The organism is Frigoribacterium sp. UYMn621 (assembly GCF_040549525.1).
Classification (GTDB): domain Bacteria; phylum Actinomycetota; class Actinomycetes; order Actinomycetales; family Microbacteriaceae; genus Lacisediminihabitans.
In genome coordinates this window covers 48,600-73,125 of the sequence record NZ_JBEPTM010000003.1, presented here as the reverse complement: position 1 = coordinate 73,125, position 24,526 = coordinate 48,600, and the positions used below count along the sequence as shown (strand labels likewise).

Sequence of the window (24,526 nt, the reverse complement as noted above, 5' to 3'; positions counted from 1 at the left end):
GGCGCGAAGCCTCGCAGCTAGCGTCCCTTGGACCGCAGGAGTTCCGCGACGCGGATCGCATCACCCTCCGGCGCGTCGGACTTGCGGTCTGGCCTGGCGATGAACAGGTACAGCAGCCCGACACCCATCACGATCACCAGGCCGATGAGCACGATCCAGTCATTGAGGAACACTCCGGAGCGTCCGGGAACGGCGAGCAGCACCATGGCGAAGACTCCGTAGGCGAGAGCCGCGATGTTGATCACGAAGCCCGCGCGCCCCAGGCTGAAGGGTCCCGCCGGGCGCCATCCCTTGATCCGCTGGCGCAGGGACGCGAGCACGACCGCCTGGAACGCCACGTAGATGCCGAGGACGGCGAACGAGGTGATCTGCGTCAGCAGGCCGTCGGGCCCAACGAAGATGATCAGGCAGAGGATGACCGGGATGCTGCACGCCACGATCAGGGCGTTGGTGGGCACCTTGCTTCGCGGCGAGACCTTTGCGAGCCACCGGTGACCGGGGATCATCCCATCCCGCGCGAACGAGAAGAGCAGCCGGCTGGCCGCCGCCTGGAGGCTCAGAACGCAGGAGAGGAACGCGGTGAGAGCGACCAGGAGGAAGATCTTCGCGCCGACGTCTCCGAGGGAGGCCTGGAGGATCGCGGGGATCGGGTCGGCATCCTTGCCATCCACGATCGACTGCAGGTCGGGGGCGGCCATCACGTAGCCTCCGAACGCGAAGAGCGACGACACCCCGCCGACCAGGATGGTGAGGATCATGGCGCGCGGGATGCGACGGGCCGGGTCAGCGACCTCCTCTGCGACGTCGCCGCAGGCTTCGAAACCGTAGAAGAGAAACAGTCCGGCGAGCGCAGCACCGAGGAATGCGACCCCGTAGGAGCCCTTGCCTTCTACGCCCATGGAGTTGAAGAACACGCTGAATTCCTGGTGGCGCTGGAAGATCAGCAGGTACAGTCCGACCGCGATCACCCCGATGAGCTCGGCCGCGAGCCCGATTCGGGCGACACGTCCGAGCGTCTTCGTGCCGGTGAAGTTGAGGCCGAGCGCCACGATCAGGAAGACGACCGTGAGACCGAGGGTGACCGCTTTGGTCACCGGAAGACCGAGGAGGCTCGCCAGGAATCCGCTGCCGAATTCGGCGACGGCGGTGATGGTGACGATCATGGCCCAGATGTAGACCCAGGCCGCCATCCACGCGTATCGGCGCCCCCAGAGGCGACGGGTCCAAGGGTAGATCCCCCCGTGGATGGGGTACTGGGACACGACCTCGCCGAAGACGAGAGCCACGAGCATCTGCCCGCCACCCACGATCAGCAACCAGAAGATCGAGGGCGGTCCGCCCGTGGAGACGGCGAGTGCGAAGAGCGAATACACCCCGACGAGCGGGGAGAGATAGGTGAAGCCGAGGGCGAAATTGGCCCACAGGGTCATCGATCGGTCGAACGTGTCCTCGTAGCCGAGAACAGCGAGATGCTCGCTGTCGGATCTCTCGGAGGTGGGGGAAGAATCAGCGGGCATTGTTACCTTCCAGCCTTCTTTGTGAAGCACCACGATCGGCAGTGATCGCAGCATCCTCACAGCGTGAGACACAATCTAGCGGGACGGCTGCCTCGCCATCGACCGTCCGACGCGGCGATTCTCCCCTCCCGCTCGGCGAATCACCGTTCGACAGTGAACCGAGACGCTGGTCGAGAGTCAGGACGGGCGACCGTGAGGGCCGCGGCGCCCGGTCAGTCCCCGATGCGAGCGGCTCGGCGAATCCGATCCCAGGCGGATGCCGGCACCAGCGTGGCACGAAGGCGACGCCCGCGGTCGGCGGAGGACCGGAGATCGCCGATGACCCTCCGCAGGTCGCCCGCCAGTGACGCTGAGGCGGTGAGCACCGTGCTCCTCGCCTGTCCGTAGCTCTCGCTCTCCACGGCGGCCCTCACCCGGTCGATGGGGTCGCGGGATGCACCGCCGATGGACAGGGCGAACAGTTCGGCCGCGTCGCGCGGGGTCGCCGTTTCGGGGATGTCGATACCGAGGTCGGCGGCCGTGTCGAACATCTCGTGCCAGGCCGTCAGCGCGGTCGCACTGCCCGCGGCGAGGCCCCGGAGGCGGCGTCGACGCACCATCGCGCGGAGCGCGGCGGGCACCAGTCCCAGGGCCAGGACGACCACGAGGGCAAGCACCAGCCACAACCAGGTGCCCACCGCGGCGGCCCGGGCCGCCGCGGGGCTCGCCTGCGCGGTCTGCTCCGGAGCGAGGGGTGCGGCCGAAGAGGACGGGCGGGCTGTTGCGCTCGCCGAGGGCGCCGGAGTAGCCGTGTTCACCGGTGTCGGGACATCCGGTGACGCGGTGTCCGCATACGCGGGCACTTCACCCCGACCGACGGTCGGCTCGAACCGGGTCCAGCCGATGCCCTCGAAGTAGAGTTCCGGCCAGGCGTGGAGGTCGTGAGTGGTGACCGTGAAGGCCGTGCGGCCGTTCTGCCGCTCGGGGAGTTCGGCACCGGGGAGGAAGCCGACGGCGATGCGGGACGGGATGCCGAGGCTGCGGGCCATCACCGCCATCGCCGAGGCGAAGTGGATGCAATACCCCTCCTTCGCCTTGAGGAACGCCGCGATCACGGTCATCCCGGTGCCGTCGTAGCCCTGGTCGACCGGCGCGGTCTCGGAGTACTGGAAGTCTCCGTCACGGAAGAACCCCTGCAGGAGCAGTGCCTTCTCGTAGTTGCTTGTGGCCCCACCGGCCACCTCGTTCGCGGTATCCGCGATGACCTTCGGCATGCCGGAAGGGAGGGCGAGGAACCGCTCGAAGCCGGCGGGCACGGTAGTTCCGGCGCTCGCGAGCTGGGCCGGCGTGGGCGCGATGACGAGGCTGGTCGCGCGATAGTTCTCGTAGGCGGAGTCGCGATTGGGGCTTTTCACCGCGAGCCCGTCGGAGTCCCAGAACCACTTTCCGTCGAGTCCGCCGATGCTCGAGGTGGGGTAGGGCAGCGGCAACCACGGGCTGGTGAGACTGCCAACGTCCACGAACACCTGGTCCTCGGTGGTGGAGACATCGGGCGAGAGTCCGGGCGGGGCGCCGATCGCATCCGTCGTGTTCGCGGAGCGCTGGCGGAACGCATCCGGTGCCCAGTCGGAGCCGCTGAAGTCCTGCAGGCTGACCAGTCGCAGGTACTGCGCGTTACCCGATTCGGTGGAGTAGCCGAGGACCGTGCGCTCGACGTCCTGCCGCAGGTTCTGTCCGAGCGAGAGCACCGGATTGACCCCGGAGCTGAAGCCGGTGCCATTGGTGTTCTGCGCCGGGCTCAACTCCGGCAGCAGCAGCGGCGCCACGAGCGAGGCGACCACCACTGTCGCCGCGAGTCCGATGGTGAGCGCGGTCTGCCGTCGCCCGGCGGAGGCTCGAAGCAGCAGGAGGTAGGCGAGCGCCGCGAGCACGAAGACGATCGGATCGGTGATGTCGATGGAGACGGCGCTCGGCACCGCGAGGAGCACGAGCAGCGGGGCCCCCGCGAGTGCGGGCGCGCGGAGGGTGTTCGCCAGCACGTCGGCGAGGATGGTGAGGGCACCGACGCCGAGACAGAGCAGGAACATGATGGAGGTGACCGCCGTCGCCGGCAGGGACTGCCGGGCGATCGAGAAGTTGCCTGCCTCGATGAGCTGCTGGAACGCCGTCCACGACGCGCCGGTCGGGACGATACCCAGGATCGCCGTGGAGGGCACGAAGACCGCGGTGACGGCGAGCAGCATCACGACGGCGGATACCACCGGGGGGAGTATGCGGCGAAAGTCGGTCGCGCCGGCGACGGTGGATGCCGCCGGCACCAGGCGCCGCACGAGTGCCGCGCTGGCGAGCAGCACCATGCAGAGAAGCGCGAGTTCGAACCACCAGGCGACCCCGTCGAGAATCACGTGCAGTCCCGCGAGGGTCACCAGCAGTGCGAGCAGGAGCGCGCCACTCGTGCGCAGCTCCGCGGATCGCGCGACCGCGGTCGCCGTCGACTGTGCCGCGGTGGGTCGGGGTGGCCCGGGAGGTGCACTGCGCGCGGGGCGAGTGGCCAGGTCAGGGCCGCTCATCGCGGGCCTCCCGTTCGAAGAGAATCGAGCTGTTCGGGTCGCGATCGGAGCGGGCGGGCGCGTCCTGGTGCGCGCCGAGCGCCAACCAGGCGCTCTCGATCGAGTCGTCGGGCTGCACGGTCACGCACAGCCACCCGGCCTCGGTGAGGGTGCGCTCGAGGGCGAGCTGCCGGGGCGCGACGAGGAAGGCGACGGCGAGATCGAAGGCATGGCGCTGAGCCGCGAGCCGCTCGACCGTCGCCGAGTCGATATCCGACACGATGGCGAATACGGAGCCCTGTGAGCGATCCGGTCGTTGCACTCCACGCAGTAGCGAGAGCTCCTCGGGGGCTTCGTTACTCAGCGAGACCGACGCGAGACTCTCCAGGAATTCGTCCGTGTGCTCCGGGGAGGCCAGTTGCGCCGGGGCAGTCTCGATCACCTGCACGAGAAACCCGGTGCGCGCGAGATGCACCCCGAGCGAGGCCGTGAAGGTCACCGCCCACTCGAAGGCGTCGCTACGCGGTGTGTCGGTGTCCTCCACGCGCTCGGTGTCGCGATAGTGCGTGAGCCTCGTGTCGAGCAGGATGCGCGCCTCGGCATGGCTGCGCTGTTCCTCCTGGCGCACCATCAGCTGCCCGGAGTGCGCAGAGGCACGCCAGTGCACGCGCCGCAGGGCGTCGCCGCGTCGGTATTCGCGGGTCATCAGGTCGTCCTCACCACCGAGCGCGCGCCGCTGCAGCATCCGGGTGGGGCCCTCATCGGCCGAGATGGAGACGACCCCGTCCGCGAGCGGCACGAGAGCCGGAGTCACCGTGAGAGTTTCAGCTGCCCCCGCCACGAGGGCTCCGTCGGCAAGGCCGAAGGGGTCCGCGAAGTCCACCAGCATCGGACCGAGCTCGAACACCCCGCGGCTGGGCGGGGTGACTTCGTAGCGGAACAACACGCTGGATCCGCGCCCGGCGAACCGGGGGCCGCTTGGCAGAAGGGCCGGCAGTCGCGCCGGCTCGGTCGCATAGGGCGACCACGGCCAGGAGTCACGCCAGTTCGCCTCAGTCGAGGCGGAGGCGGACTGGTTGCCGACCCTCAGATCCGCCATGGTGGGGTGCCCGGCGCTCACCACAGCGGGAGAGAAGGAGCGACGCACCGAGAGCCGCATGCGTCGGAAGCGCACGAAGGCGAGCGCGAGAAGGGGAAGCAGCGCGAGGAAGCAGCCCAGGTACAGGAGTTCGCGACGACCCGCCCAGTAGGAGGCGGGGATGGCGAGCCCGCCGCACACCAGCAGCACCCAGCCGCGACGGGTGAGGCGGGCGATGCGTCGGGCCACCGCAGGTCCGCGCGAGGCGCCGATCATGGTGAGGGCTCGTGCGGCAGCTCTCGACGCGGGAACCGACCTCGCCCCCGCACTTGGGCTGTTGCTGCGACCCGGCATGGGGCTGGTCAGGCCGGGCCAACGGCACCGAGGGGCACCGGAGTGGCGGCGACGATGCGCGAGATGATGTCGGCGACAGCTCCCGTGGCGAAGGGATTTCCGTTGCCGGAGACTCGATTCGTCGGAATGAGCCGATGACCCATCACCGCGACGGCGAGGGCATCGATGTCATCCGGAAGCACGAATTCCCGTCCATCGAGGGCCGCGCGCGCCTTGGCCGCCCGCACCAGCTGAAGTGTCGCCCGGGGGCTCGCGCCGAGCCGGAGGTCGCGGTCGTGCCGTGTCGCCTGCGCGATGCTCACCGCGTACTGCTCCACGGCCGTCGAGACGAAGACGTTGCGCACCGTCGCGATCATGGCGATCAACTGCACTGTGGAGACGACGGGCTGGAGGTCGCCGAGCGGGCTCGCGGACTCCCGGGTTCGCAGCATCTTGAGCTCGGCCGCCTCATCCGGGTAGCCCATGGAGATGCGCGCCATGAAGCGGTCGCGCTGTGCCTCGGGGAGCGGGTAGGTCCCCTCCATCTCCACGGGGTTCTGGGTGGCGATCACGGTGAACGGTGAGGCGAGGATGCTGGTGGATCCGTCCACGGTCACCTGGCCCTCTTCCATGCTCTCCAGCAGTGCACTCTGGGTCTTCGGGCTCGCGCGGTTGATCTCGTCACCGATGACGATGTTGGCGAAGATCGGCCCGGGCTTGAACTCGAACTCCCGCTCGACCTGGTTGTAGATCGACACACCGGTGATGTCCGAGGGGAGCAGGTCGGGGGTGAACTGGATGCGGTTGACCGTGCAGTCGACGGATTTCGCGAGAGCTCGCGCCAGCATCGTCTTACCGACTCCGGGCACATCCTCGATCAGCAGGTGCCCCTCGGCGAGCAGCACGGTGAGGGCCGTCTGCACGGCATCGCGCTTGCCATCGATGACCGTTTCGATGCTGCGGATGATCTCGGTCGAGTTGCGCGAGAAGTCGTCCAGCCGCATCGTGCTGTCGGTGCTGTTGCTGCTCACGTCGTTGGTCGTCATGTGCTTCGCTGGTCCCGCCCACTCTTCGCCATATCTTTCGCGAGTCTGCCAGACCCGTGCTGACACTCAGTCAATTGTCTAGCGAATACTCAGGCACCATCGACCTGGCGCGCAGGCGCTTCGGCTCGTCCGGTCGGGCTAGCGTTGACACCGTGAAAATTACCGTACTCTCCGGAGGCGTCGGCGGCGCCCGCTTTCTTCGCGGCCTGCGTCACCACCTGCGCGAGACCCTTCCCGACGGATCGGGGGGAACGACCGCAGAGGTCACCGCCGTCGTCAACACCGGCGACGACATGTGGCTCAACAGCTTGCGCATCGCCCCCGACCTCGACTCCATTATGTATACCCTTGCGGGCGCGAACGACGAGGTGCGCGGGTGGGGCCGCATCGGTGAGACCGAGCGCGTGAGCGCCGAGCTCACCGCGTACGGGATCGGATGGCCGTGGTTCACCCTCGGCGATCTGGACCTCGGCACCCACATCACGAGGACCCACTACCTGCGCACCGGCCTGCCCCTCAGCGAGGCGACGGCGCGCATCACCACCCGCTGGAACCTGGGGGTCACCCTTCTTCCGGTGACGGACGACGAGGTCGAAACCCAGGTGGTGACCGACGACGGCACGATGCACTTCCAGGAGTGGTGGACGCGTCACCGCGCGTCGCTGACCGCGCGCCGGTTCGAGCAACAGGACGTGGGCACCGCGACCCCCGCCCCCGGTGTGCTCAAGGCGATCGCACACGCCGATGTCATCCTCGTCGCCCCGTCGAACCCGGTCGTGTCGATCGGCACCATCCTGGGCATCCCGGGCATCCGTGCCGCGCTGGTCGAGACATCCGCCCCCATCGTCGGTGTGTCGCCAATCATCGCCGGCTCCGTCGTGCGGGGAATGGCGGATGCCTGCCTCACCGCGATCGGGGTGCAGACCTCCGCGGAGGCGGTCGCGCTGCATTACGGAGCGCGCGACTCCGGGGGGCTCCTCGACGCGTGGCTCGTCGACGAGACGGACGCCGCGTCGGCAGCAGCGCTCTCCGCATCCGGCATCGCCACGACCGCGGTACCGCTCTGGATGCGCGACCTCGACTCGAGCGCGCAGGTCGCCGCCGATGCCCTGGCCGCGGCCCCGCGCTGACCGTCCGCTCTAGAGGTTCGAGCCGAGCACGCCGGCGGTGCGAGCGCCAAGTCGACCCTCGAGCAGCGCGAGGGCTGCGGCGGAATCTACGTCGTTCCGCAACCCGGATGAGGAAGATACCTCGAGCGGCATATATCCCAGCGCGCGGTGCGCCGCGCTCGATCCTGGCCCGAAGGCCGGAGCATGGGTGGCACCGTAGACGGCCGTGATGAGCGCCGTCCCCTCGCCGGCGGCATCCTGCACCGTCGCGAGCGGATGGGCACGGGCAGCCGTGAGAGCCGCTGACAGTTCGGCCGGGGTGAGGGCGGGCAGGTCTCCGAGAAGCACCGCGATCCCCCGGCCCGGTTCGGTCATCTCCGTCGCGATCGATATCCCGAGGTCGATGGCGGAGGCGAGCCCGTCGGGCTCCTGCACGATCACGAAGGCCCCGAGATCGTCGAACACAGCCGACGCCTCGACGGTGGTGACGACGAGCACCCCTGCCACACCGTCCGCGTCCATCGCCGCCGCGACGGTATCGGCGGCCATGGCCAGGGCGAGCGCCGAATGATCGCCGGGCCCGAATCGGGACTTGGCCTGGCTCGTGCCCTTCACCGGCACGACGACGACCCACTCGGTGGTCGGCCGACCGGCTGATCCGGCCGACCCGGATTTGCGGATGCCCGTGGTCGTCGGGCGACGTCCACCCGCCGGTCCCGGCGCGCTATTCACCCGTCGTCGCCCTTCCGGCTTCGAAACCCTGGCTCCACGCCTCGTCGGTACCGAGCCGGAACATGTCGTTCGCGGCCGGACGCACCAGGGAGCGCGCCCCTTCGGCATCCTCCGCCAGCAGGTGAAAGAGCCCTCTGACCACCGCGACCGGCAAGCCGCCGCTCTTGCGCTTGACGAGGTCGGCAGCGGAAGCGATCTCATCCCCGGTAGCCGGCAGCGTCACATCGAGCCGTCGCCCCTGAGCGTCGACCGTGCCGCGGAGGTCGTCGAGCACCCGAACACCGCTCGCGCCGATGGCCACATCGGTCTGGCCTTCGCGCCAGGCGCGGCCGAGCGTGTCGGTGATGATCACCCCGAGGCGCACAGCGAAGCGGCTCTCGAGAGCGACACGCAGGCGATGGGCCGAGGCATCCGGGTCGACGGGCAGCAGCAGAACGGTGCCCTCCGGCGTGTTCGAGGCGTCGACGCCCGCCGCCGCGGCGACGATGCCGAGGCGGTTCTCGACGATGCGCGTGACGCCGCCGGGATGGCTCCGAGTCGCCACAACGCGCACCGTCTCATCGGTGATCGCCTGTTCACGGTCGGCCGCGCGCACGAAGCGACCCTCCGCTTTCGACACGATCTTCGAGGTCACGGCGAGGATGTCGCCCTCCTCGAGCGTGCCGGCGAGACCCCCGATGATCGCCGCGAGGTCGTCCCCCGCCCCGATCTCCGGGATCCCCTCGATCGCCCAGACCGTGAGCATCAGCGCACCAGTTTCGGCAGCACGTCGCGCGCGAAGACGTCGATCCATTCGCGCTGGTTGCGCCCGACGTTGTGGAGATAGATGCGGTCGAAACCGAGGTCCAGGTACGACTGGATGGTGGCCCGATGCGCGTCCGGATCCTCCGACACGAGCATCCGCCCCTCGAAGTCCTCCGGGCGAACCAACCGGGCGAGCTGCTCGAATTCGAAGGGCGAGCGGATGTCGGATCGCGGGAATCGCATCCCGCCGTTCGGCCACTCGGTCATGGCGTTCGCCATCGCCGCCTCGTGGGTCGACGCCCAGCTGAGATGAAGCCGAAGCACCTTCGTGCCGCCGGCGCGCCCGGATTCGCGCGCTCCCTCGTCGAACCTCGCGAACAGTCCGGCGATCTTGTCCACCGGAGCCCCGTCGATGATGATGCCGTCTACCGTGCGACCGGCGCGTTTCGCGGTGACGGGACCGGACGTGGCCACCAGAATCTCGGGGGCCACCTCCGGCATCGTCCACAGTCGGGTGGACTCCAGCGAGAAGTGTGGGCCGCTGTGCTTGGTGTCGCGCCCGGCGAGCGAGGCGACGAACAGCTTCTTGATGATCTCGATCGCCTCGAACATGCGGTTGATCCGCTCGGCGGTCTCCGGCCAATACGCCCCGGTGACGTGCTCGTCGATGGCTTCGCCCGAACCGATGCCGAGCCAGTGTCGTCCCGGATACATGGCGGCGAGCGTCGCACTGGCCTGGGCCACCATGGCGGGATGCCACCGGAACGTCGGCACCGTCATTCCGGTCCCGAGGTCGCCTGAGGTCGCCTGGCCCAGCGCGCCGAGCACATTCCAGACGAAACTGGCCTGCCCCTGGCGCGGCACCCAGGGCTGGAAACGATCGGCAGCCATCACACCGCGGAATCCACTCTGCTCGGCGTGGGCGGCGAGCCCCAGCACCTCGGTGGGGTGGAACTGTTCGAGCATGGCGGCGTAGCCGACGTGCGGGGGTGAACTGGGCATGACTCTATTGTCTCGGACACCGCAGTGCTCCGGAGCGCGTCGGCCCCGGATCGCTCTCAGCTCTCGGAATTCTCCGGTGTGCTCTCACCCTGCCGTTCCCGCAGTTTCGCCTCGAGACGGCGGATGCGGTCATCCTGCTCGTGCTGGGCGATCTCCCGTTCGAGGGCGGCGAGCTCGCGCTCGGTGGAGCTCTCGGGCTGCACCACCGCCTCCCGCCGCCGAGGGTCGCCGAAGCTCCCCCGGTCGACCGCCTGTCCGTAGTCCCGCCCGAGGACGAACCAGAGCACCGCGCCGATCACAGGCAGCAGGATGACGATGATGATCCAGATCGACTTGTCGAGGTGCCGGATGCTCCATCGGTCCGCCCGGATGATGTCGACGAGCGCGAAGACCATCACCAGCAGGTCAAGGGCGGGGATGATGTACATGAGCAGAGCTTAGGGATCAGGGACCAAAAAGGCGAGACCCCGTCGCGTCCCCGACACGCCAAGGGTGGCGTCCGAAAAAAGTGCTTGCATGATCCGCTGCGATGCCGGTAGGTTGGCCCAGCGCCATTGACGAAAGGAGCCAGCGTGATTTTTACAGATGTTTCGGGAATGACCCGCAATCGCATTACCGCCGGCTTCGTCGGCACCATCACCGCCTGATCGGCACCCTCGCCTCCTGAGAGCCGGAGTCACCACCGATGCAGTCGGTGATGACGTCTTCGAAGCCCGACCCTCGAGGTTCCGCACGCTCGCGTCTCGTGCAGCGTGCGAACTCTTCGGCCTTCCCCCATCGATCTCGCCGCCCCACGCGGCATTCCAGCAGTGAGGTACCACCATCATGAAAACCGCTGTGTCGACCGCGCCCGGTCGCTCCGGCCCATCCGTCCATCCGCCCCCCTCGCCCCAGCTCGCCGCGCCGCGGCACGTGCGCCGGGTGAGCCTCATCGATCGTGCCGCGCTCCGCCTGGGGCTCGCCCTGATCACCTGGGGTCGCCGACCGCTCGAACTCGAATCCCGCGAGAGGCGTGCCCGCCATGCCGAGCAGTATCTCGCCAGGCTCGAACGAGAACGGCTTGCGCTGCGGTGGCAGGGCCTTAACCTGCCGCCGCGCTGATGCGCCGCCGGCGCCGCGGGGTCGACCTCGCCGCGTCCCGATCCTCGGGATGCCGCGGAGTCGCCCGCGGCGTCGTCCCGCGTCCGACTCAGCCGTTCTGCAGGAAGTCCGCGACGGCCTTCGGCACATAGGGTGCGACATCCCCACCGAGGCCAGCAACCTGGCGCACGAGAGAGCTCGAAACGTGAGCGTGCGCGGGGTCCGGCAGCATGAAGATCGTCTCGACGCCCGCGAGATTGCGGTTGACGATCGCCATCGGCGTCTCGTAGGCCACATCGACCTGCGAACGGATGCCCTTCACGATCACGCTCGCACCGACCTCCGTGCAGTAGTCAACGAGCAGGCCGACGCTCCACGAGGTCACGATGATGTCGCCATCGAAACCGGCGTCGAGGATCGCTCTCTCGATGAGGGCTACTCGCTGGGCCACGGGAAGAAGGGCGGTCTTCGCCGGATTGTGCACGACGAGTACGTGAATCCGGTCGAAGATCTTCGCCGCCCGTTCGATCACGTCCAGGTGACCGAGAGTCACCGGATCGAAGGAACCAGGGACGACGGCGATCCTGCTCATATGGCGAGCCTACGGCACCGGTGTTACGGGTCGATGAACTCCAGGGGTGTGTGACGGTGCCGCTCAGTTCTTCGCCAGAAAATCGCGGCTCGCCTCGTCGAGACGACGCTCGAGAGCCAGGCGCAGCGCCGGATGCCCGCTCAGCGATGGATCCTCCGCGAGCACCGCCTGGGCGATAGCCCGAGCCTCCGTGATGAGCACTCCGTCTTTCGCGACCCGCAGCAGTCGCAGGGACGATCGACCGCCCGACTGGGTGCTGCCCAATACATCGCCCTCCTGTCGAAGCTCGAGGTCCTTCTGCGCGAGTTCGAAACCATCGAGAGTGGATGCCACGACCTCGACCCGTTCCCGCGCCAGCGTCTCCTCCTCCGCGCCGGTCACCATGAGGCAGAGCCCGGGGACTCCCCCGCGCCCGACCCGGCCCCGCAACTGGTGAAGCTGCGATACGCCGAAGCGATCGGCATCGAGGATGATCATCGTGGAGGCGTTGGGCACGTCCACGCCCACCTCGATGACGGTGGTGGCGACGAGCACGTCGATATCCCCGGCAGCGAAGGCGCGCATCAGGGCATCCTTCTCCTCGCTCGGGAGGCGACCGTGGAGCCCTTCGATGCGCCTTCCCTCAAACAGCGGATTCGCCCGCACCCGGGCGAGGGTATCGGTGACATTGGCGATCTCGGTGGCCGCGGGCGCCGGGCCGACGGCAACGGAATCCTCGACCAGCGGACTCTCGACGAGAGTGCTGTCGATCGCCGGACACACCACGAACCCCTGGCGTCCCTTGGCCAGTTCCTCGGCGAGGCGTTCCCAGACGCGGTTGACCCAGCCCGGTTTGTCGGCGAGCGGCACGACGAAACTCTGGATCGGCACCCGACCACTGGGCAGCTCGGCGATCGTCGAGACATCCAGGTCTCCGAAGACGGTCATCGCCACCGTGCGCGGGATTGGCGTCGCGGTGAGCACGAGCACGTGCGGTGGCACCGTGCCCTTGCGCCGCAGCGCCTCGCGCTGTTCGACGCCGAACCGGTGCTGCTCGTCGACGACGACGAGTCCGAGGTCGTAGAAGCCGACGCTCTCGCTCAGCAGAGCGTGCGTGCCGACCACGATCTGCGCCTGCCCGCTGACGGTGGCGAGGGTGGCCTTGCGCCGATCCGCCACCGGGAGCTGTCCGGTGATCAGGGTGGGCCGCAGGGTCGCGGCGAGGTCGGGGCCGAGAGTCTTCACGATGGAGCGCAGGTGCTGGCCGGCCAGCACCTCGGTCGGCGCGAGCAGGGCGGACTGTCCGCCGCTGTCGGCCACCGCGAGCATCGCGCGCAGTGCCACAAGCGTCTTTCCCGAACCCACCTCGCCCTGCACCAGGCGATTCATGGGAGCGGATGCCGCGATATCGCCCGCGATCTCGGTCCCGACGGTCGTCTGGTCGCCGGTGAGCACGAACGGCAGTTGCGCATCGAAGCGCTCGAGCAACCCACCCGGCTTCGGCACGCGCGGGGTCGCGGACTGCAGCTTCACCAGCGCCCGCTGCTCGAGCAGTGCGGCCTGCAGCACGAGGGCCTCCTGAAAGCGCAGGGACTTCTGTGCCGCACGCCACTCGATGTCCTTCTCCGGCCGATGGATGAGCTCGAGGGCCCGCGAATAGGCCATCAGTCCGCGATCGCCGCGTACCGCTCCCGGCACGGGATCATCGAGCGGCGGAAGCGTATCGAGCAGCACCCCGATCGCCTTGCCGAGCTGCCAGGAGGCCACCGCCGCCGTCGCCGCGTAGATCGGCACCGGCTGCTCGGCCCACCTGCGGGCGCGCTCCGCTGCGGCCTCGGAGTCGCCCCCCGTGTCATCAGTCTCGAACAGTTCATAGTCGGGGTGGGCCAGCTGGATGGTGCCGCGATAGTCGCCCACCTTGCCCGCGAAGATACCGCCCACCCCCGGCTTCAGATCGGCCTTGCGCCAGGCCTGGTTGAAGAAGGTGAGGGAGAGGATGTCGCTGCCATCGCTGATCGTCACCTCGAGGATCGACCCCTTGCGGGCCCGCATCGTGCGCTCCTGCACGGCGAGCACCTCGGCGACGATCGTGACGTTCTCGTCCACGGAGAGCTGCGCGAGTGCGGTCAGTTCCCCGCGCAGCGCGTAGCGACGGGGATAGTGCGTGAGCAGGTCGCCGACGGTGGCGAGGCCGAGACCCTTCTCGAGGGCTGCCGCGGTGCGCCCGCCGAGGGCTGTGCTGAGCTTGGCGTCGAGCGGGGAGTCCACCTCTCGAGGGTAGCCGCCCCCTCCGGCACTTCCTCGCGTTACAGCCAGCGCAGTTTGCGGAAGATCACATACAGCCCGATGCCGACGACGAGCATCAGTCCGATGGCGAAGGGGTACCCGAACAACCAGTGCAGTTCCGGCATCACCCGGAAGTTCATCCCGTAGATGCCGCTGATGATCGACGGCGCGAAGAGGATGGCCGCCCAGGCGGAGATCTTGCGGGTCTCCTCCGTCTGCCGGTTGTTCGCTTCGGTGGTCTCCTGCATCTCCTCGTTCTGCCGCTGGGCCACGAGGGTCGCGTTGACGGTGAGGATGTCGCGAAGCAGGATGCGGAATTCGTCCACTCGCTCGGTCGCGTGCGCGACATGGTCGGCGACATCCCGCAGGTACTGCTGCAGGTCTTCCCCGATGCCGTACTTGTCGAAACCGTTGGAGATCTGGTCGAGCATGCCGACCAGCGGCACCGAGGCGCGCTGGAAGTCGATCACCTCGCGGGTCAACTCGTAGATCCGGCGGGAGACGCCCGGGTCTCCCCCGAACACCTGGGTCTCGATCTCGTCGATGTCGTTGGCGAGACCCGCGACCACCGGCACATAGCCGTCGACGACGGCGTCGAGGATGGCATAGAGCACGGCTTCCGTTCCGCGCGCGAGCAGGTCAGGCGTACTCTCCAGCCGACCGCGAACGAGGGAGAGGTCGGGGGATTCGCTGTGTCGCACCGTGATGACGAAGTTGCTGCCCATGAAGACGTGCAGTTCACCGAACTCCACCTCCTCCTTCGCATCGAGGTAGCGCGCGGCCCGCAGCACGACGAAGAGGGTGGATCCGTAGCGCTCGATCTTGGGTCGCTGGTGGGCGACGATCGCATCCTCAACGGCGAGTTCGTGGAGGCCGAATTGGCCGGCGAGTGACGTGAGCTCCTCGGTGGTGGGGCGGTACAGCCCGATCCAGGCCATGGCACCGGGACGCGCGTCGAGCGCGTCGTAGGTGTCGCTGAGCGATGCGGGAGTCTCTACGCGGTGTCCGTTCTCGTAGATCGCGTTGTTGATGAGGCTCGAGCGCACCTGCCCGGGCTCCGGGGGCTCCACTCGCGCGGGAATCTCTGGCGTGCGCGGTCGCAGCGACAGAGCGCGAAAGGGCTTGCGGAAATCGGGGGCCATGCTCAAAACGGTAGTCCCGTCGAGTGAACAATTCATGTAGCCCGATAGGGTCGGTTTCGATGACTCGAATAATCTCCGGATTCGCCGGATCCATAGCGCTGAAGACGCCCGGGAGCGGCACCCGCCCCACCAGCGACCGGGTACGGGAGGCGATCTTCTCCGCGCTCGAATCCCGGGGCGTGATCGACGGCGCCCGGGTGCTCGATCTCTACGCCGGATCCGGCGCGCTCGGACTCGAAGCCGCGAGCCGGGGCGCCGCCTTCGTGCGACTGGTCGAACGCGGCGGGCCCGGCACAGCGGTCTGCCGCGCCAACGCGGCCGCGGTGCTCGCTCAGGCGCCGCTCGGCTCCGCCCTGCGGATCGAGGTCAGTGGTCGGCTCGTGCAGTCCTTCCTCACGAGCAATCCGGAGACCTGGGATCTCGTGTTCCTCGATCCGCCCTACGACCTCGCCGAGGCCGAGCTCGCGGAGAATCTCGCCTCGCTCGCCTCCCGCCTCGAGCCGGATGCGGTGGTCTGCCTCGAGCGAAGCAGCCGCTCCCCCGAGCCCACCTGGCCGAAGGGAATCGAGCTCGATCGCCGCAAGGACTACGGCGACACGACCCTCTGGTGGGCTGGTTCGACCGCATAGCACGCCGGTCGAGCGGGGCACCCGGCGCACCTTGCGAGACCCGCAAGAGCCGGACTCGATACGCGCCCCAGACGACGCTGCTCGACCCAGGGGTGCGCCGGTCAGCCCGCGGATCCGGCCCAGTCCCGATACGGATCCCACCCGGCCGAGTCGTGCGGTGCACCGTCGACGGTGAGTCCATCCCCCTCGACGCACACCCCGATCGCGCGGAATCCCGCGGGCAGCCCGAGCCCCGCCGGGAAGGTCGCGAGCAGCGAATGATCCTCTCCTCCGCCGAGCGCCAGCGCGGGATCGTTCCCGAGAGCATCCGAAGCGAAGTCGATTCCCACGCCACTGGCTCTCGCGAGGCGTGCGGAGTCGATGGCAAGTCCGTCGCTGAGGTCGAGCATGGCGGTGGCCCCCGCGAGAGCAGCGCTGCGGCCCGCGGCGATCGGCGGAGACGGCGCCAATTGTGGCGCGGTGCGCGAGCGCAGGACCGTGGCGAGAGCGGCATCCGGGAGCCCGGAGGCATCTACCGCCTCGGCGAAAAGCAACCGCAGCGCGGCCGCGGCCGCTCCGAGTACTCCGGCCACGGCGACGATGTCCCCGGGCGAAGCGCCGGAGCGCAGCACCGGGGCGCGCCCCTCGAGATCACCGAAGGCGGTGACAGCGATCGTGAGCGTCGCGGAGACCGAGAGGTCTCCCCCGACCACGCCACATCCCGGTGCGAGGGATTCGCAGGCCTGGCGCAGTCCGTCGGCGATGCCCTCCAACAGGGTGACCGGCGAGTCGGCGGGCGCAGCGATCGCCACGACGAGCGCGGTCGGAACGGCACCCATGGCGGCGACATCCGCGAGATTGGAGGCGGCAGCCTTCCACCCGAGGTCGTGGGGACTCGACCAGGCCAGGCGGAAGTCGGGACCGTGGATCATCATGTCGGTGGTCACGACGAAGCGTCCGTCCGGCGCGGCGACGACCGCCGAGTCGTCCCCCGGACCGAGCAGGGCGGAGGCCGCGGCGGGCAGCCGCGGAAAGATGCGCGCGAGCACCGCCGACTCCCCGATACCTCCGAGAGTGTCGGGAGCGGCGGATTCTGGCGTGATCGTCATGCTCCAAACGGTAGCCTGAATGGGATGCCTGTGATGTCGAGAACTCGGAAGCACGCCGCCATCGCGGCCGGGCTGCTCGCTCCGCTGCTCCTCGGGCTCGTCACGGCGTGCGCCCCCACGGTTCCCCTCACGCCTGCCGCCGATGCGACGAATCCGAAGTGTGCGGAGATCATCGTGCGGCTGCCGCAGAGTGTCGTCGGCCAGCCCATTCGCGAGACCAATGCGCAGGCCACCAGCGCGTGGGGTAACCCCACTTCGGTGCTGCTGCGCTGCGGTGTCGCCCAGCCCGCCCCCTCGGCCAGCTGCTCCACCGTCAACGGCGTGGACTGGGTCGTGGATGTCTCGGGCTCGCCGCGCTACGTCTACACGACCTGGGGCCGCTCGCCGGCGACGCAGGTGGTCGTCGACACGAAACTGACGCAGGGCCAGGAGGCGATCATCCTCGACGCCCTGGCCAACGCGGTCGGGACGATCCCGCAGACCAAGCAGTGCACCCTGAAAGACCCCGGCTTCGTGCCGGACAGCACGCCGACCCCCAGCCCGTAGTCCCCCGCCCTACCCCGTTCTCTCCGGCATAACTCCTGCAGTTTCCCGCGCGGCGCCGCTCCGCCCCCGTCTCTGCGGGCCCCGGCACACCTCCGGGAGAAAACTGCAGGAGTTATGCAGACAGAGGAAGCCCCGCCGGGTTACTCGACCAGGATCGCCGGGGCCTCATCGGTGGTGAGGTGCGGCGCGATGTCTCGGGGATCCATCGTGCCGGCGAGAACCTGCGCGACCTGGGAGACGATGGGCATGTCCACCCCACGCGCGGCGGCGAGCTCGAGGATCGGCGCAACGGAGGAGAGACCCTCGGCCGTCTGGTTCATCTGCTTCACGACGTCCGTGAAGCTGTAGCCCTGCCCGAGCAGTCGCCCGGCGGTGTTGTTGCGGGAGAGCGACGACTCGCAGGTCGCGATGAGGTCGCCGAGACCCGCAAGACCAGACAGGGTCTGCGCGAGACCGCCGTAGGCGACGGCGAAGTCTGTCATCTCCACCAGACCCCGGGTGATGATCGAAGCCTTCGTGTTCTCGCCGTAGCCCACGCCATCGACGATCCCGATGGCCACGGCGATGAGGTTCTTGAGCACCCCGCCGAACTCGGTGCCGATGACATCCGTGTTCACGAACGAGCGGAAATAGGGGGCCGTCGCCGCCGCTGCCACGAAGGTCGCAGTGTCGAGCGACAGGGACGAGACGACTGCCGCCGTCGGCTGCTCCTTGGCGATCTCTAGCGCGAGGTTGGGTCCGGATGCCACGGCCACGAGATCCGGCTCGATCTCGAGCTCCTGGTGGATGACCTCGCTCATGCGATCGCCGGTGCCCTTCTCGACACCCTTCATGAGGCTCACCACGATGGCGTCCGGCGGGATCACGTCGCGCACGATCCGCAGGTTCTCCCGCAGCGATTGGCTCGGTACGGAGATGAACACGATCTCGGCGCCATCGAGCACATCGGGGATGAACGAGGAAGCCCAGAGATTGCGCGGCAGATTGATCCCGGGCAGGTAGTCGCTGTTTCGCTTGGACTGCGAGATCTCGCGGGCCAGCTCGGGGCGTCGCGCCCAGAGGGCGACATCGGATCCGCCGTCGGCAAGCACCTTGGCGAAGGTCGTGCCCCAGCTACCGGCACCGAGAACCGCGACTCTTCGCACACCCGGACGGGAGAGTCGGATGGGCAATGTCATCGGATTAGGGTTGTTCAAAACGACCGATCTCACTCTGGCTGTGCTGGGACGGGTCCCAGGTCTCGGCGGGCACCGGTTCGTCGCGCAGGTCGGCGAGCAGCTTCGTGATGTCCGCCATGAGAACGGCGGTGGCCGCCGCGAGCAGCTTGGGTTCCACGCCCTTGCCGCGGAAGGCGGAGAGATCCACCGGGTCCCCGATCTTCACCGTGATCGTCTTGCGCGGGAAGAGGCTGATCCTCTTTCCGTAGCGCGGCATCACGTGCTGGGTTCCCCAGTGCGCGACCGGAATCAGCGGGATGTCGGCGAGCAGCGCCATCCGCACCGCCCCCGTCTTGCCGCGCATCGGCCACAGCTCGGGGTCGCGGGTGAGCGATCCCTCTGGGTAGATCACCACGGCGTGGCCGGCATGCGCGAGGGCATCGGCTGCGGCGATCGGATCCTGCCCCCGCACCACGCCGGTGCGCTCAACCGGAATCTGCCCGGAGGTGCGCAGGAACCAGCCCATGACCGGGACGGAGAAGAGGGATGCCTTGGCCAGGTACCGCGGCACGCGTCCGAGCTTGTACATCACGCGCCCGATCACCACCGGATCGATCTCGCTGTAATGGTTGGGAGAGAAGACGAATGCGCCGGACTTCGGCAACTTGTGACCGTCGATGATCACATAGCGGGCGAGGAACTCCATCGGCGGCACGAGGAGAAACGCCAACAGGCGGAAGATCGGGATCTTCTCTGAGGCAACTCGCTTCGGTGCGGTCGGTGCGGTCACTGCGATGTTCAGCCCTCGTAGACGAAGTCGGCCCCGAGAATCGCGAGCTTGTCGATGAAGTGCTCGTAGCCGCGGCTGATGATGCCGACATTGCTCACCGTCGAGACGCCCTCGGCGCTGAGGGCCGCGATCAGGTAGCTGAAGCCGCCGCGCAGGTCGGGAACGCGCACGTTCGCGCCGTGCAGCTTGGTCGGACCGGTGATGACGGCGGCCTGCTCGAAGTCACGGCGGGCCACGCGGCGCGGGTGATCCGGCAGTCCCTCCTTGTGAACGACGATGTTCGCGCCCATCTCGTTGAGCGCATCCGTGAAGCCGAAGCGGTCTTCGTACACGGTCTCGTGCACGTAGGAGACTCCGGTGGCCTGCGTCAGGGCCACGATGAGCGGCTGCTGCCAGTCCGTCATGAAACCGGGGTGCACGTCCGTCTCGATGGAGACCGGCTTGAGCTCTCCACCCGGGTGGTAGAAGCGAATGCCGTCATCCTCGACGTCGAAGGCGCCGCCGACCTTGCGGAAGACATTGAGGAAGGTCATCATCTCACTCTGGCGTGCACCTTCCACGAAGATGTCGCCCTTGGTGACCAGCGCCGCTGCGGCCCAGCTCGCGACCTCGTTTCGGTCGAACAGAGCGCGGTGCTTGTAGCCTTCGAGGCGATCGACGCCCTCGATCAGGATGACGCGATTGGGCTCGACCGAGATGATCGCGCCCATCTTCTGCAGGATGGCGATGAGATCCATGATCTCCGGCTCGATGGCCGCGTTCTTCAGCTCGGTTGTCCCCTTCGCGCGCACAGCGGTGAGCAGCACCTGCTCGGTCGCGCCGACGCTCGGGTACGGCAACTCGATGTCGGCGCCGTGGAGTCCATCCGGTGCGGTGATGTAGATGCCCTCGAACGACTTGTCGACGACGGCACCGAACGCCCGAAGCGCGTCGAGGTGGAAGTCGATGGGGCGGTCGCCGATTCGGCAGCCACCGAGGTCGGGGATGCGAGCCTCGCCGAGACGATGCAGGAGAGGACCGCAGAACAGGATCGGAATGCGACTCGACCCGGCATGCGCGTCGATCTCGGCGAAGTGGGCCTTCTCGACGTTGGAGGTGTCGAAGTGCAGCTCACCCGGCTTCGGGGAGGTGACGATGACACCGTAGACCTCCAGGAGCCCGCGAACTACCTCGACGTCGCTGATGTCCGGAACGTCCCGCAGGGTGCTCGGCGTCTCGCCGAGAAGGGCGGCCACCATCGCCTTGGTCGCCAGATTCTTGGCGCCGCGCACCGAGATGCGGCCCTTGAGGGGGTTGCCGCCGGTGATCGTGATCTCGTCGGAGGTCAATCCCACCCGCCGTCCTGCCTTCTGGGCATCTGTGGCTAGGGGGTTCATCTATTCACCTGCATCGTTGTGGTTCGAGACCTGCTGTACCGGGAGTGTGAGGGGCCGCCAAGATTCCCGACGAGTCTCGAACTCGGTGATCTCCGCTTCGTTGCGCAGGGTGAGTCCGATGTCGTCAAGGCCTTCTAGCAGCCGCCACCTAGTGTAATCGTCGATCTCGAATGGCACGGTGACGTCGCCGATCGTCGCCGTTTTGGCGACGAGATCGACGGATGCCTCGATGCCGGGATCCGCGTCGATGGCGGCCCACAGCGCCTCGAGGTCCGATTCGGTGATCTCGCCGGCGAGCAGCCCCTGCTTGCCGGAGTTACCGCGGAAGATGTCGCCGAAGCGGGGGCTGAGCACGGCGGCGAATCCGTAGTCACGCAGGGCCCACACGGCGTGCTCGCGGCTGGATCCGGTGCCGAAGTCCGGTCCGGCGATGAGCACCCTGGCGCCGGCGAAGGCGGGATTGTTGAGCACGAAATCGGGGTTCTGGCGCCACGCGTAGAAGAGCGCGTCGTCGAATCCGGTCTTGGTGACCCGTTTGAGGAACACCGCGGGGATGATCTGGTCGGTGTCGACGTTGGCGCGCTCGAGGGGCACCGCGACGCCGGTGACCACGGAGACCTTGTCCATCAGTTGCTCCCGCCGTTGTTGGTCGAGTAGGGAGCGCCAGCGACCGTGTCGAGACCCGGTCTCGACACGGCTGCTCCTTCGTCGCGGCCCACTCGACCAGCGGAAAGGTCCCACGGCGAACTCAGCGTTCCCCGAATTGCCGTCGCCGCTGCCACGAGCGGCGACACCAGGTGAGTGCGCCCGCCCTTGCCCTGCCGACCCTCGAAGTTGCGGTTGGAGGTGGAGGCGCAGCGCTCGCCCGGAGCGAGCTGGTCGGGATTCATCCCGAGACACATCGAGCAGCCGGCGAATCGCCACTCCGCTCCGAAGTCCTTCACGATCTGGTCGATGCCCTCGGCTTCGGCCTCGATGCGCACGCGGGCCGAACCAGGCACGACCATGACGCGCACGCCATCCGCCTTCTTCTGGCCCTTGATGATCGAGGCGAAGGCCCGCAGGTCTTCGATGCGGCTGTTGGTGCAGGAGCCCATGAAGACCGCGTCGACGTGGATGTCCTTGAGCGGGGTGCCAGCCTCGAGATCCATGTATTCGAGGGCCCGCTCGGCGGAGGCGCGCTCGTTCATGTCGATGATCAGCGAGGGATCGGGCACACGGTCGCTGAGCGACGCGCCCTGCCCGGGATTTGTTCCCCAGGTGACGAAGGGTTCGAGCGCGTCGGCGTCGAGGTAGACCTCGGCGTCGAACACCGCATCGGCATCGGTTGCGAGAGTGTTCCAGTAGGCGACCGCCGCATCCCAGTCCACACCCTTGGGCGCGTGCGCGCGTCCCTTCAGGTAGTCGTAGGTCACCTGGTCCGGCGCGATCATTCCGGCGCGGGCGCCCGCTTCGATCGACATGTTGCAGACGGTCATCCGGCCCTCCATGGAGAGGGAGCGGATGGCGCTGCCGCGGAACTCGAGCACGTAGCCCTGCCCGCCTCCGGTACCGATCTGGGCGATGACCGCGAGGATGATGTCCTTGGCCGTCACTCCCGGGCGCAGGGTGCCCTCCACGGTGATCGCCATCGTCTTGAACGGGCTGAGTGGCAGGGTCTGCGTGGCGAGTACATGCTCAACCTCGCTGGTGCCGATGCCGAACGCCATCGCGCCGAACGCTCCGTGGGTCGAGGTGTGGGAGTCGCCGCAGACGACGGTGATTCCCGGCATGGTGAGTCCGAGCTGCGGGCCGACGACGTGAACGATTCCCTGATCGATGTCGCCGAGGGAGTGCAGGCGCACCCCGAACTCTGCGCAGTTGTTGCGCAGGGTCTGGATCTGCGTGCGGCTGGTGAGATCCGCGATGGGCTTGTCGATGTCGAGGGTCGGGGTGTTGTGATCCTCGGTGGCGATGGTGAGGTCGAGGCGCCGCACCGGTCGACCGGCGAGGCGAAGCCCGTCGAAGGCCTGCGGGCTCGTCACCTCGTGAACGAGGTGGAGGTCGATGTAGATGAGGTCGGGATTGCCGTCCTCGCCCGCGACGACGAGGTGGTCATCCCACACTTTCTCGGCGAGTGTGCGGGGTGCTGCGGTGATGTCATCGTTCATTGTCGTGCGCTCTCCTATGCCAAACGGTGGTCAGCCAGCGGCGCGTCTACCCGCACCAGACTCCGCGACGAGGGAGGCCTGGAAACTAGGACTCGTCGCGGCTACGAAGAAGAAGCAGACCGAACAACACCGCTTCAGGCTAACACCGTTTGGCAATCCTCCTCGGATGGCGGTTCGGCGCGCTTTGATCCGGCGCACCTTAGCGACCAGCTCGCTCCGCCGAGTCGAGTCGGGGGTAGATGCGGGTTGAGACAACCGCAAGTCGCATCTACTCCCGAGTCGAAATACGGCAGTACCCCCTCCCCGATCGAGTCGGGAGTAAAGGCGAGCTGGAGCAACCGCAAGTCGCATCTACTCCCGAGTCGAAATACGGCAGTACCGCCTCCCCGATCGAGTCGGGGGCAAAGGCGAGCTGGAGCAACCGCAAGTCGCACCTACTCCCGAGTCGAAATACGGCGGTGCTGGGCTATCGGCGCCGATCGAGTCGGGAGCAAAGGCGAGCTGGAGCAACCGCAAGTCGCATCTACTCCCGAGTCGAAATACGGCAGTGCCGCCTCCCCGATCGAGTCGGGAGCAAAGGCGAGCTGGAGCAACCGCAAGCCGCATCTACTCCCGAGTCGAAATACGGCAGTGCTGGGGTCTCGGCGCCGGTCGAAGGGACCGATCGAAGGGACCGATCGAAGGGACTGGTCGAAGGAACCGATCTAGGGGGTCAGGCGCGCACCACTGTCACGATGAATTCGCCGAGCTCGATCTCCGCGCCATCCGGCACCACCACACGGCTGCCCGGGTCGACCTGCACGACGTCCACCCCGGGGGCTGCGACGAACACGCCGTTGGTCGAATCGAGATCGTGCACCCAGAGGATGCCGCCCTCGAGTTCGAGAAGAGCGTGCGTCTTCGAGAGCGACTTGGCTGGATCGAGCGCAGGCAAGAGAGCGGCCGTCGGCCAGGCGGCGTTTGCCACCGGATCCCGCCCGATGATCACGGCGGAGGCGACCGGCACGGACTGCCCGGTCGGGAGTACGACACTCCACGCCCTCGTCGAATCGCGCAGGGGAACGCTCGCGCGGGTCTCGTCGACGGATGCCGCGGACGCGACCGACGCATCCGGAACCGGGACGCTCGGCCCCGGAGTCACCGAAGTCAGCGGAGGCCCCGGAGGCAGCGAAGTCAGCGAAGTCAGCGGAGGCCCCGGAGGCAGCGAACTCAGCGGAGGCCCCGGAGGCAGCGAACTCAGCGGAGGAGAAGCTGTCGGCACCGAAGCCGGCGCGGCCTCCCCGAGTGCCGACGGCACGACCGGCGGCGCACCCGGCACGACGGGGAAGAACACGATGTCGTCTATCGACAGACCCGGAGAACCCGACAGACCCGGCGAACTCGGAGAACCCGCAGAACCCGGAGAACCCGGCGAACTCGGAGATCCCGCAGAGCCCGGCAGACCCGGAAAACCCGGCAGACCCGAAGAGCCCGGCACGCTCGGAGAACCCGCCGAACCCGGAGAACCCGCCGGAGCGACCCGGGGCGGCACGATCCGCGCGTTCGCCACCTGATGCGTCGCCGAATCGGCGATACCCGGGGGCAGCGTGATGAACTCTTCCGGATCATCCGGCTCGATCGCG

At 68.0% G+C, this 24,526-nt stretch carries 22 protein-coding genes; 4 read left to right on the top strand and 18 right to left on the bottom strand.

Annotated features, from left to right (window positions below; all coding sequences use genetic code 11):
• Positions 1-17: 17 nt before the first annotated feature.
• The 4 genes from ABIB54_RS06640 to ABIB54_RS06625 form a co-directional block, all read right to left on the bottom strand.
• Complete coding sequence (locus ABIB54_RS06640) at positions 18-1,517, bottom strand: APC family permease (protein WP_354574732.1); 1,500 nt, start codon at positions 1,515-1,517, stop codon at positions 18-20.
• A 212-nt stretch (positions 1,518-1,729) separates the two neighbouring features.
• Positions 1,730-4,066: a transglutaminase TgpA family protein gene (locus ABIB54_RS06635; protein ID WP_354574731.1), complete on the bottom strand. Its 2,337-nt coding sequence runs from the start codon at positions 4,064-4,066 to the stop codon at positions 1,730-1,732.
• Complete coding sequence (locus tag ABIB54_RS06630; RefSeq protein ID WP_354574730.1) at positions 4,053-5,399, bottom strand: DUF58 domain-containing protein; 1,347 nt, start codon at positions 5,397-5,399, stop codon at positions 4,053-4,055. Before ABIB54_RS06630 ends, ABIB54_RS06635 begins: the two co-directional genes overlap by 14 nt.
• Positions 5,400-5,485: 86 nt before the next feature.
• The gene (locus tag ABIB54_RS06625; protein ID WP_354575051.1) at positions 5,486-6,460 is read right to left on the bottom strand and encodes an AAA family ATPase; all 975 of its coding nucleotides are present in this window, start codon (positions 6,458-6,460) and stop codon (positions 5,486-5,488) included.
• 194 nt (positions 6,461-6,654) lie between these two features.
• Between ABIB54_RS06625 and cofD the strand changes: the two genes are divergently transcribed.
• A complete protein-coding gene (gene cofD, locus ABIB54_RS06620; RefSeq protein WP_354574729.1) occupies positions 6,655-7,632 on the top strand; it encodes a 2-phospho-L-lactate transferase in 978 nt (325 codons plus the stop codon).
• Between the two features lie 9 nt (positions 7,633-7,641).
• Here the strand turns inward: cofD and cofC are convergent, their stop codons facing one another.
• Genes cofC through ABIB54_RS06600 form a run of 4 tightly spaced genes read right to left on the bottom strand, consistent with a single transcriptional unit; the run spans position 7,642 to position 10,517 of the window.
• Positions 7,642-8,343: a 2-phospho-L-lactate guanylyltransferase gene (gene cofC, locus ABIB54_RS06615; protein ID WP_354574728.1), complete on the bottom strand. Its 702-nt coding sequence runs from the start codon at positions 8,341-8,343 to the stop codon at positions 7,642-7,644.
• A complete protein-coding gene (locus ABIB54_RS06610; RefSeq protein ID WP_354574727.1) occupies positions 8,336-9,088 on the bottom strand; it encodes a coenzyme F420-0:L-glutamate ligase in 753 nt (250 codons plus the stop codon). Before ABIB54_RS06610 ends, cofC begins: the two co-directional genes overlap by 8 nt.
• Complete coding sequence (locus tag ABIB54_RS06605) at positions 9,088-10,089, bottom strand: TIGR03557 family F420-dependent LLM class oxidoreductase (protein WP_354574726.1); 1,002 nt, start codon at positions 10,087-10,089, stop codon at positions 9,088-9,090. Before ABIB54_RS06605 ends, ABIB54_RS06610 begins: the two co-directional genes overlap by 1 nt.
• Before the next feature lie 56 nt (positions 10,090-10,145).
• Complete coding sequence (locus ABIB54_RS06600) at positions 10,146-10,517, bottom strand: PLDc N-terminal domain-containing protein (RefSeq protein WP_354574725.1); 372 nt, start codon at positions 10,515-10,517, stop codon at positions 10,146-10,148.
• A gap of 397 nt (positions 10,518-10,914) precedes the next feature.
• Here ABIB54_RS06600 and ABIB54_RS06595 point away from each other — a divergent pair, with 397 nt between their 5' ends.
• Positions 10,915-11,190: a hypothetical protein gene (locus tag ABIB54_RS06595; protein WP_354574724.1), complete on the top strand. Its 276-nt coding sequence runs from the start codon at positions 10,915-10,917 to the stop codon at positions 11,188-11,190.
• Positions 11,191-11,278: 88 nt separating this feature from the next.
• Here ABIB54_RS06595 and coaD read toward each other — a convergent pair whose 3' ends face one another.
• The 3 genes from coaD to ABIB54_RS06580 form a co-directional block, all read right to left on the bottom strand.
• Positions 11,279-11,761, bottom strand: coding sequence for a pantetheine-phosphate adenylyltransferase (gene coaD / locus ABIB54_RS06590; RefSeq protein ID WP_354574723.1), 483 nt, complete (start codon positions 11,759-11,761; stop codon positions 11,279-11,281).
• A 63-nt stretch (positions 11,762-11,824) separates the two neighbouring features.
• Positions 11,825-14,008 (bottom strand): ATP-dependent DNA helicase RecG, encoded by a 2,184-nt coding sequence (locus ABIB54_RS06585; protein WP_354574722.1) that lies wholly within the window; start codon positions 14,006-14,008, stop codon positions 11,825-11,827.
• 38 nt (positions 14,009-14,046) lie between these two features.
• Positions 14,047-15,168: a magnesium and cobalt transport protein CorA gene (locus ABIB54_RS06580; protein WP_354574721.1), complete on the bottom strand. Its 1,122-nt coding sequence runs from the start codon at positions 15,166-15,168 to the stop codon at positions 14,047-14,049.
• A gap of 59 nt (positions 15,169-15,227) precedes the next feature.
• On the opposite strand from ABIB54_RS06580, the gene ABIB54_RS06575 reads away from it, so the two are divergent.
• Entirely contained in the window at positions 15,228-15,797 is a 570-nt protein-coding gene (locus tag ABIB54_RS06575) for an RsmD family RNA methyltransferase (protein ID WP_354574720.1), read from the top strand.
• Between the two features lie 101 nt (positions 15,798-15,898).
• Here the strand turns inward: ABIB54_RS06575 and thiL are convergent, their stop codons facing one another.
• Entirely contained in the window at positions 15,899-16,885 is a 987-nt protein-coding gene (gene thiL / locus ABIB54_RS06570) for a thiamine-phosphate kinase (RefSeq protein ID WP_354574719.1), read from the bottom strand.
• 33 nt (positions 16,886-16,918) lie between these two features.
• Here thiL and ABIB54_RS06565 point away from each other — a divergent pair, with 33 nt between their 5' ends.
• Positions 16,919-17,431, top strand: coding sequence for a DUF3515 family protein (locus ABIB54_RS06565; protein ID WP_354574718.1), 513 nt, complete (start codon positions 16,919-16,921; stop codon positions 17,429-17,431).
• 140 nt (positions 17,432-17,571) lie between these two features.
• Here ABIB54_RS06565 and ABIB54_RS06560 read toward each other — a convergent pair whose 3' ends face one another.
• The 6 genes from ABIB54_RS06560 to ABIB54_RS06535 all read right to left on the bottom strand — a co-directional run bounded on the left by ABIB54_RS06560 (position 17,572) and on the right by ABIB54_RS06535 (position 24,045).
• Positions 17,572-18,609, bottom strand: a complete 1,038-nt coding sequence (locus ABIB54_RS06560; RefSeq protein ID WP_354574717.1) for an NAD(P)H-dependent glycerol-3-phosphate dehydrogenase — start codon at positions 18,607-18,609, stop codon at positions 17,572-17,574.
• A gap of 4 nt (positions 18,610-18,613) precedes the next feature.
• Positions 18,614-19,378, bottom strand: coding sequence for a lysophospholipid acyltransferase family protein (locus ABIB54_RS06555; RefSeq protein ID WP_502917086.1), 765 nt, complete (start codon positions 19,376-19,378; stop codon positions 18,614-18,616).
• Positions 19,379-19,386: 8 nt separating this feature from the next.
• A complete protein-coding gene (murA, locus tag ABIB54_RS06550; protein ID WP_354574716.1) occupies positions 19,387-20,754 on the bottom strand; it encodes a UDP-N-acetylglucosamine 1-carboxyvinyltransferase in 1,368 nt (455 codons plus the stop codon).
• The gene (leuD, locus tag ABIB54_RS06545; RefSeq protein WP_354574715.1) at positions 20,755-21,381 is read right to left on the bottom strand and encodes a 3-isopropylmalate dehydratase small subunit; all 627 of its coding nucleotides are present in this window, start codon (positions 21,379-21,381) and stop codon (positions 20,755-20,757) included.
• The gene (gene leuC, locus ABIB54_RS06540) at positions 21,381-22,904 is read right to left on the bottom strand and encodes a 3-isopropylmalate dehydratase large subunit (protein ID WP_354574714.1); all 1,524 of its coding nucleotides are present in this window, start codon (positions 22,902-22,904) and stop codon (positions 21,381-21,383) included. Before leuC ends, leuD begins: the two co-directional genes overlap by 1 nt.
• A gap of 712 nt (positions 22,905-23,616) precedes the next feature.
• Entirely contained in the window at positions 23,617-24,045 is a 429-nt protein-coding gene (locus ABIB54_RS06535) for an FHA domain-containing protein (protein WP_354574713.1), read from the bottom strand.
• Positions 24,046-24,526: the final 481 nt, after the last annotated feature.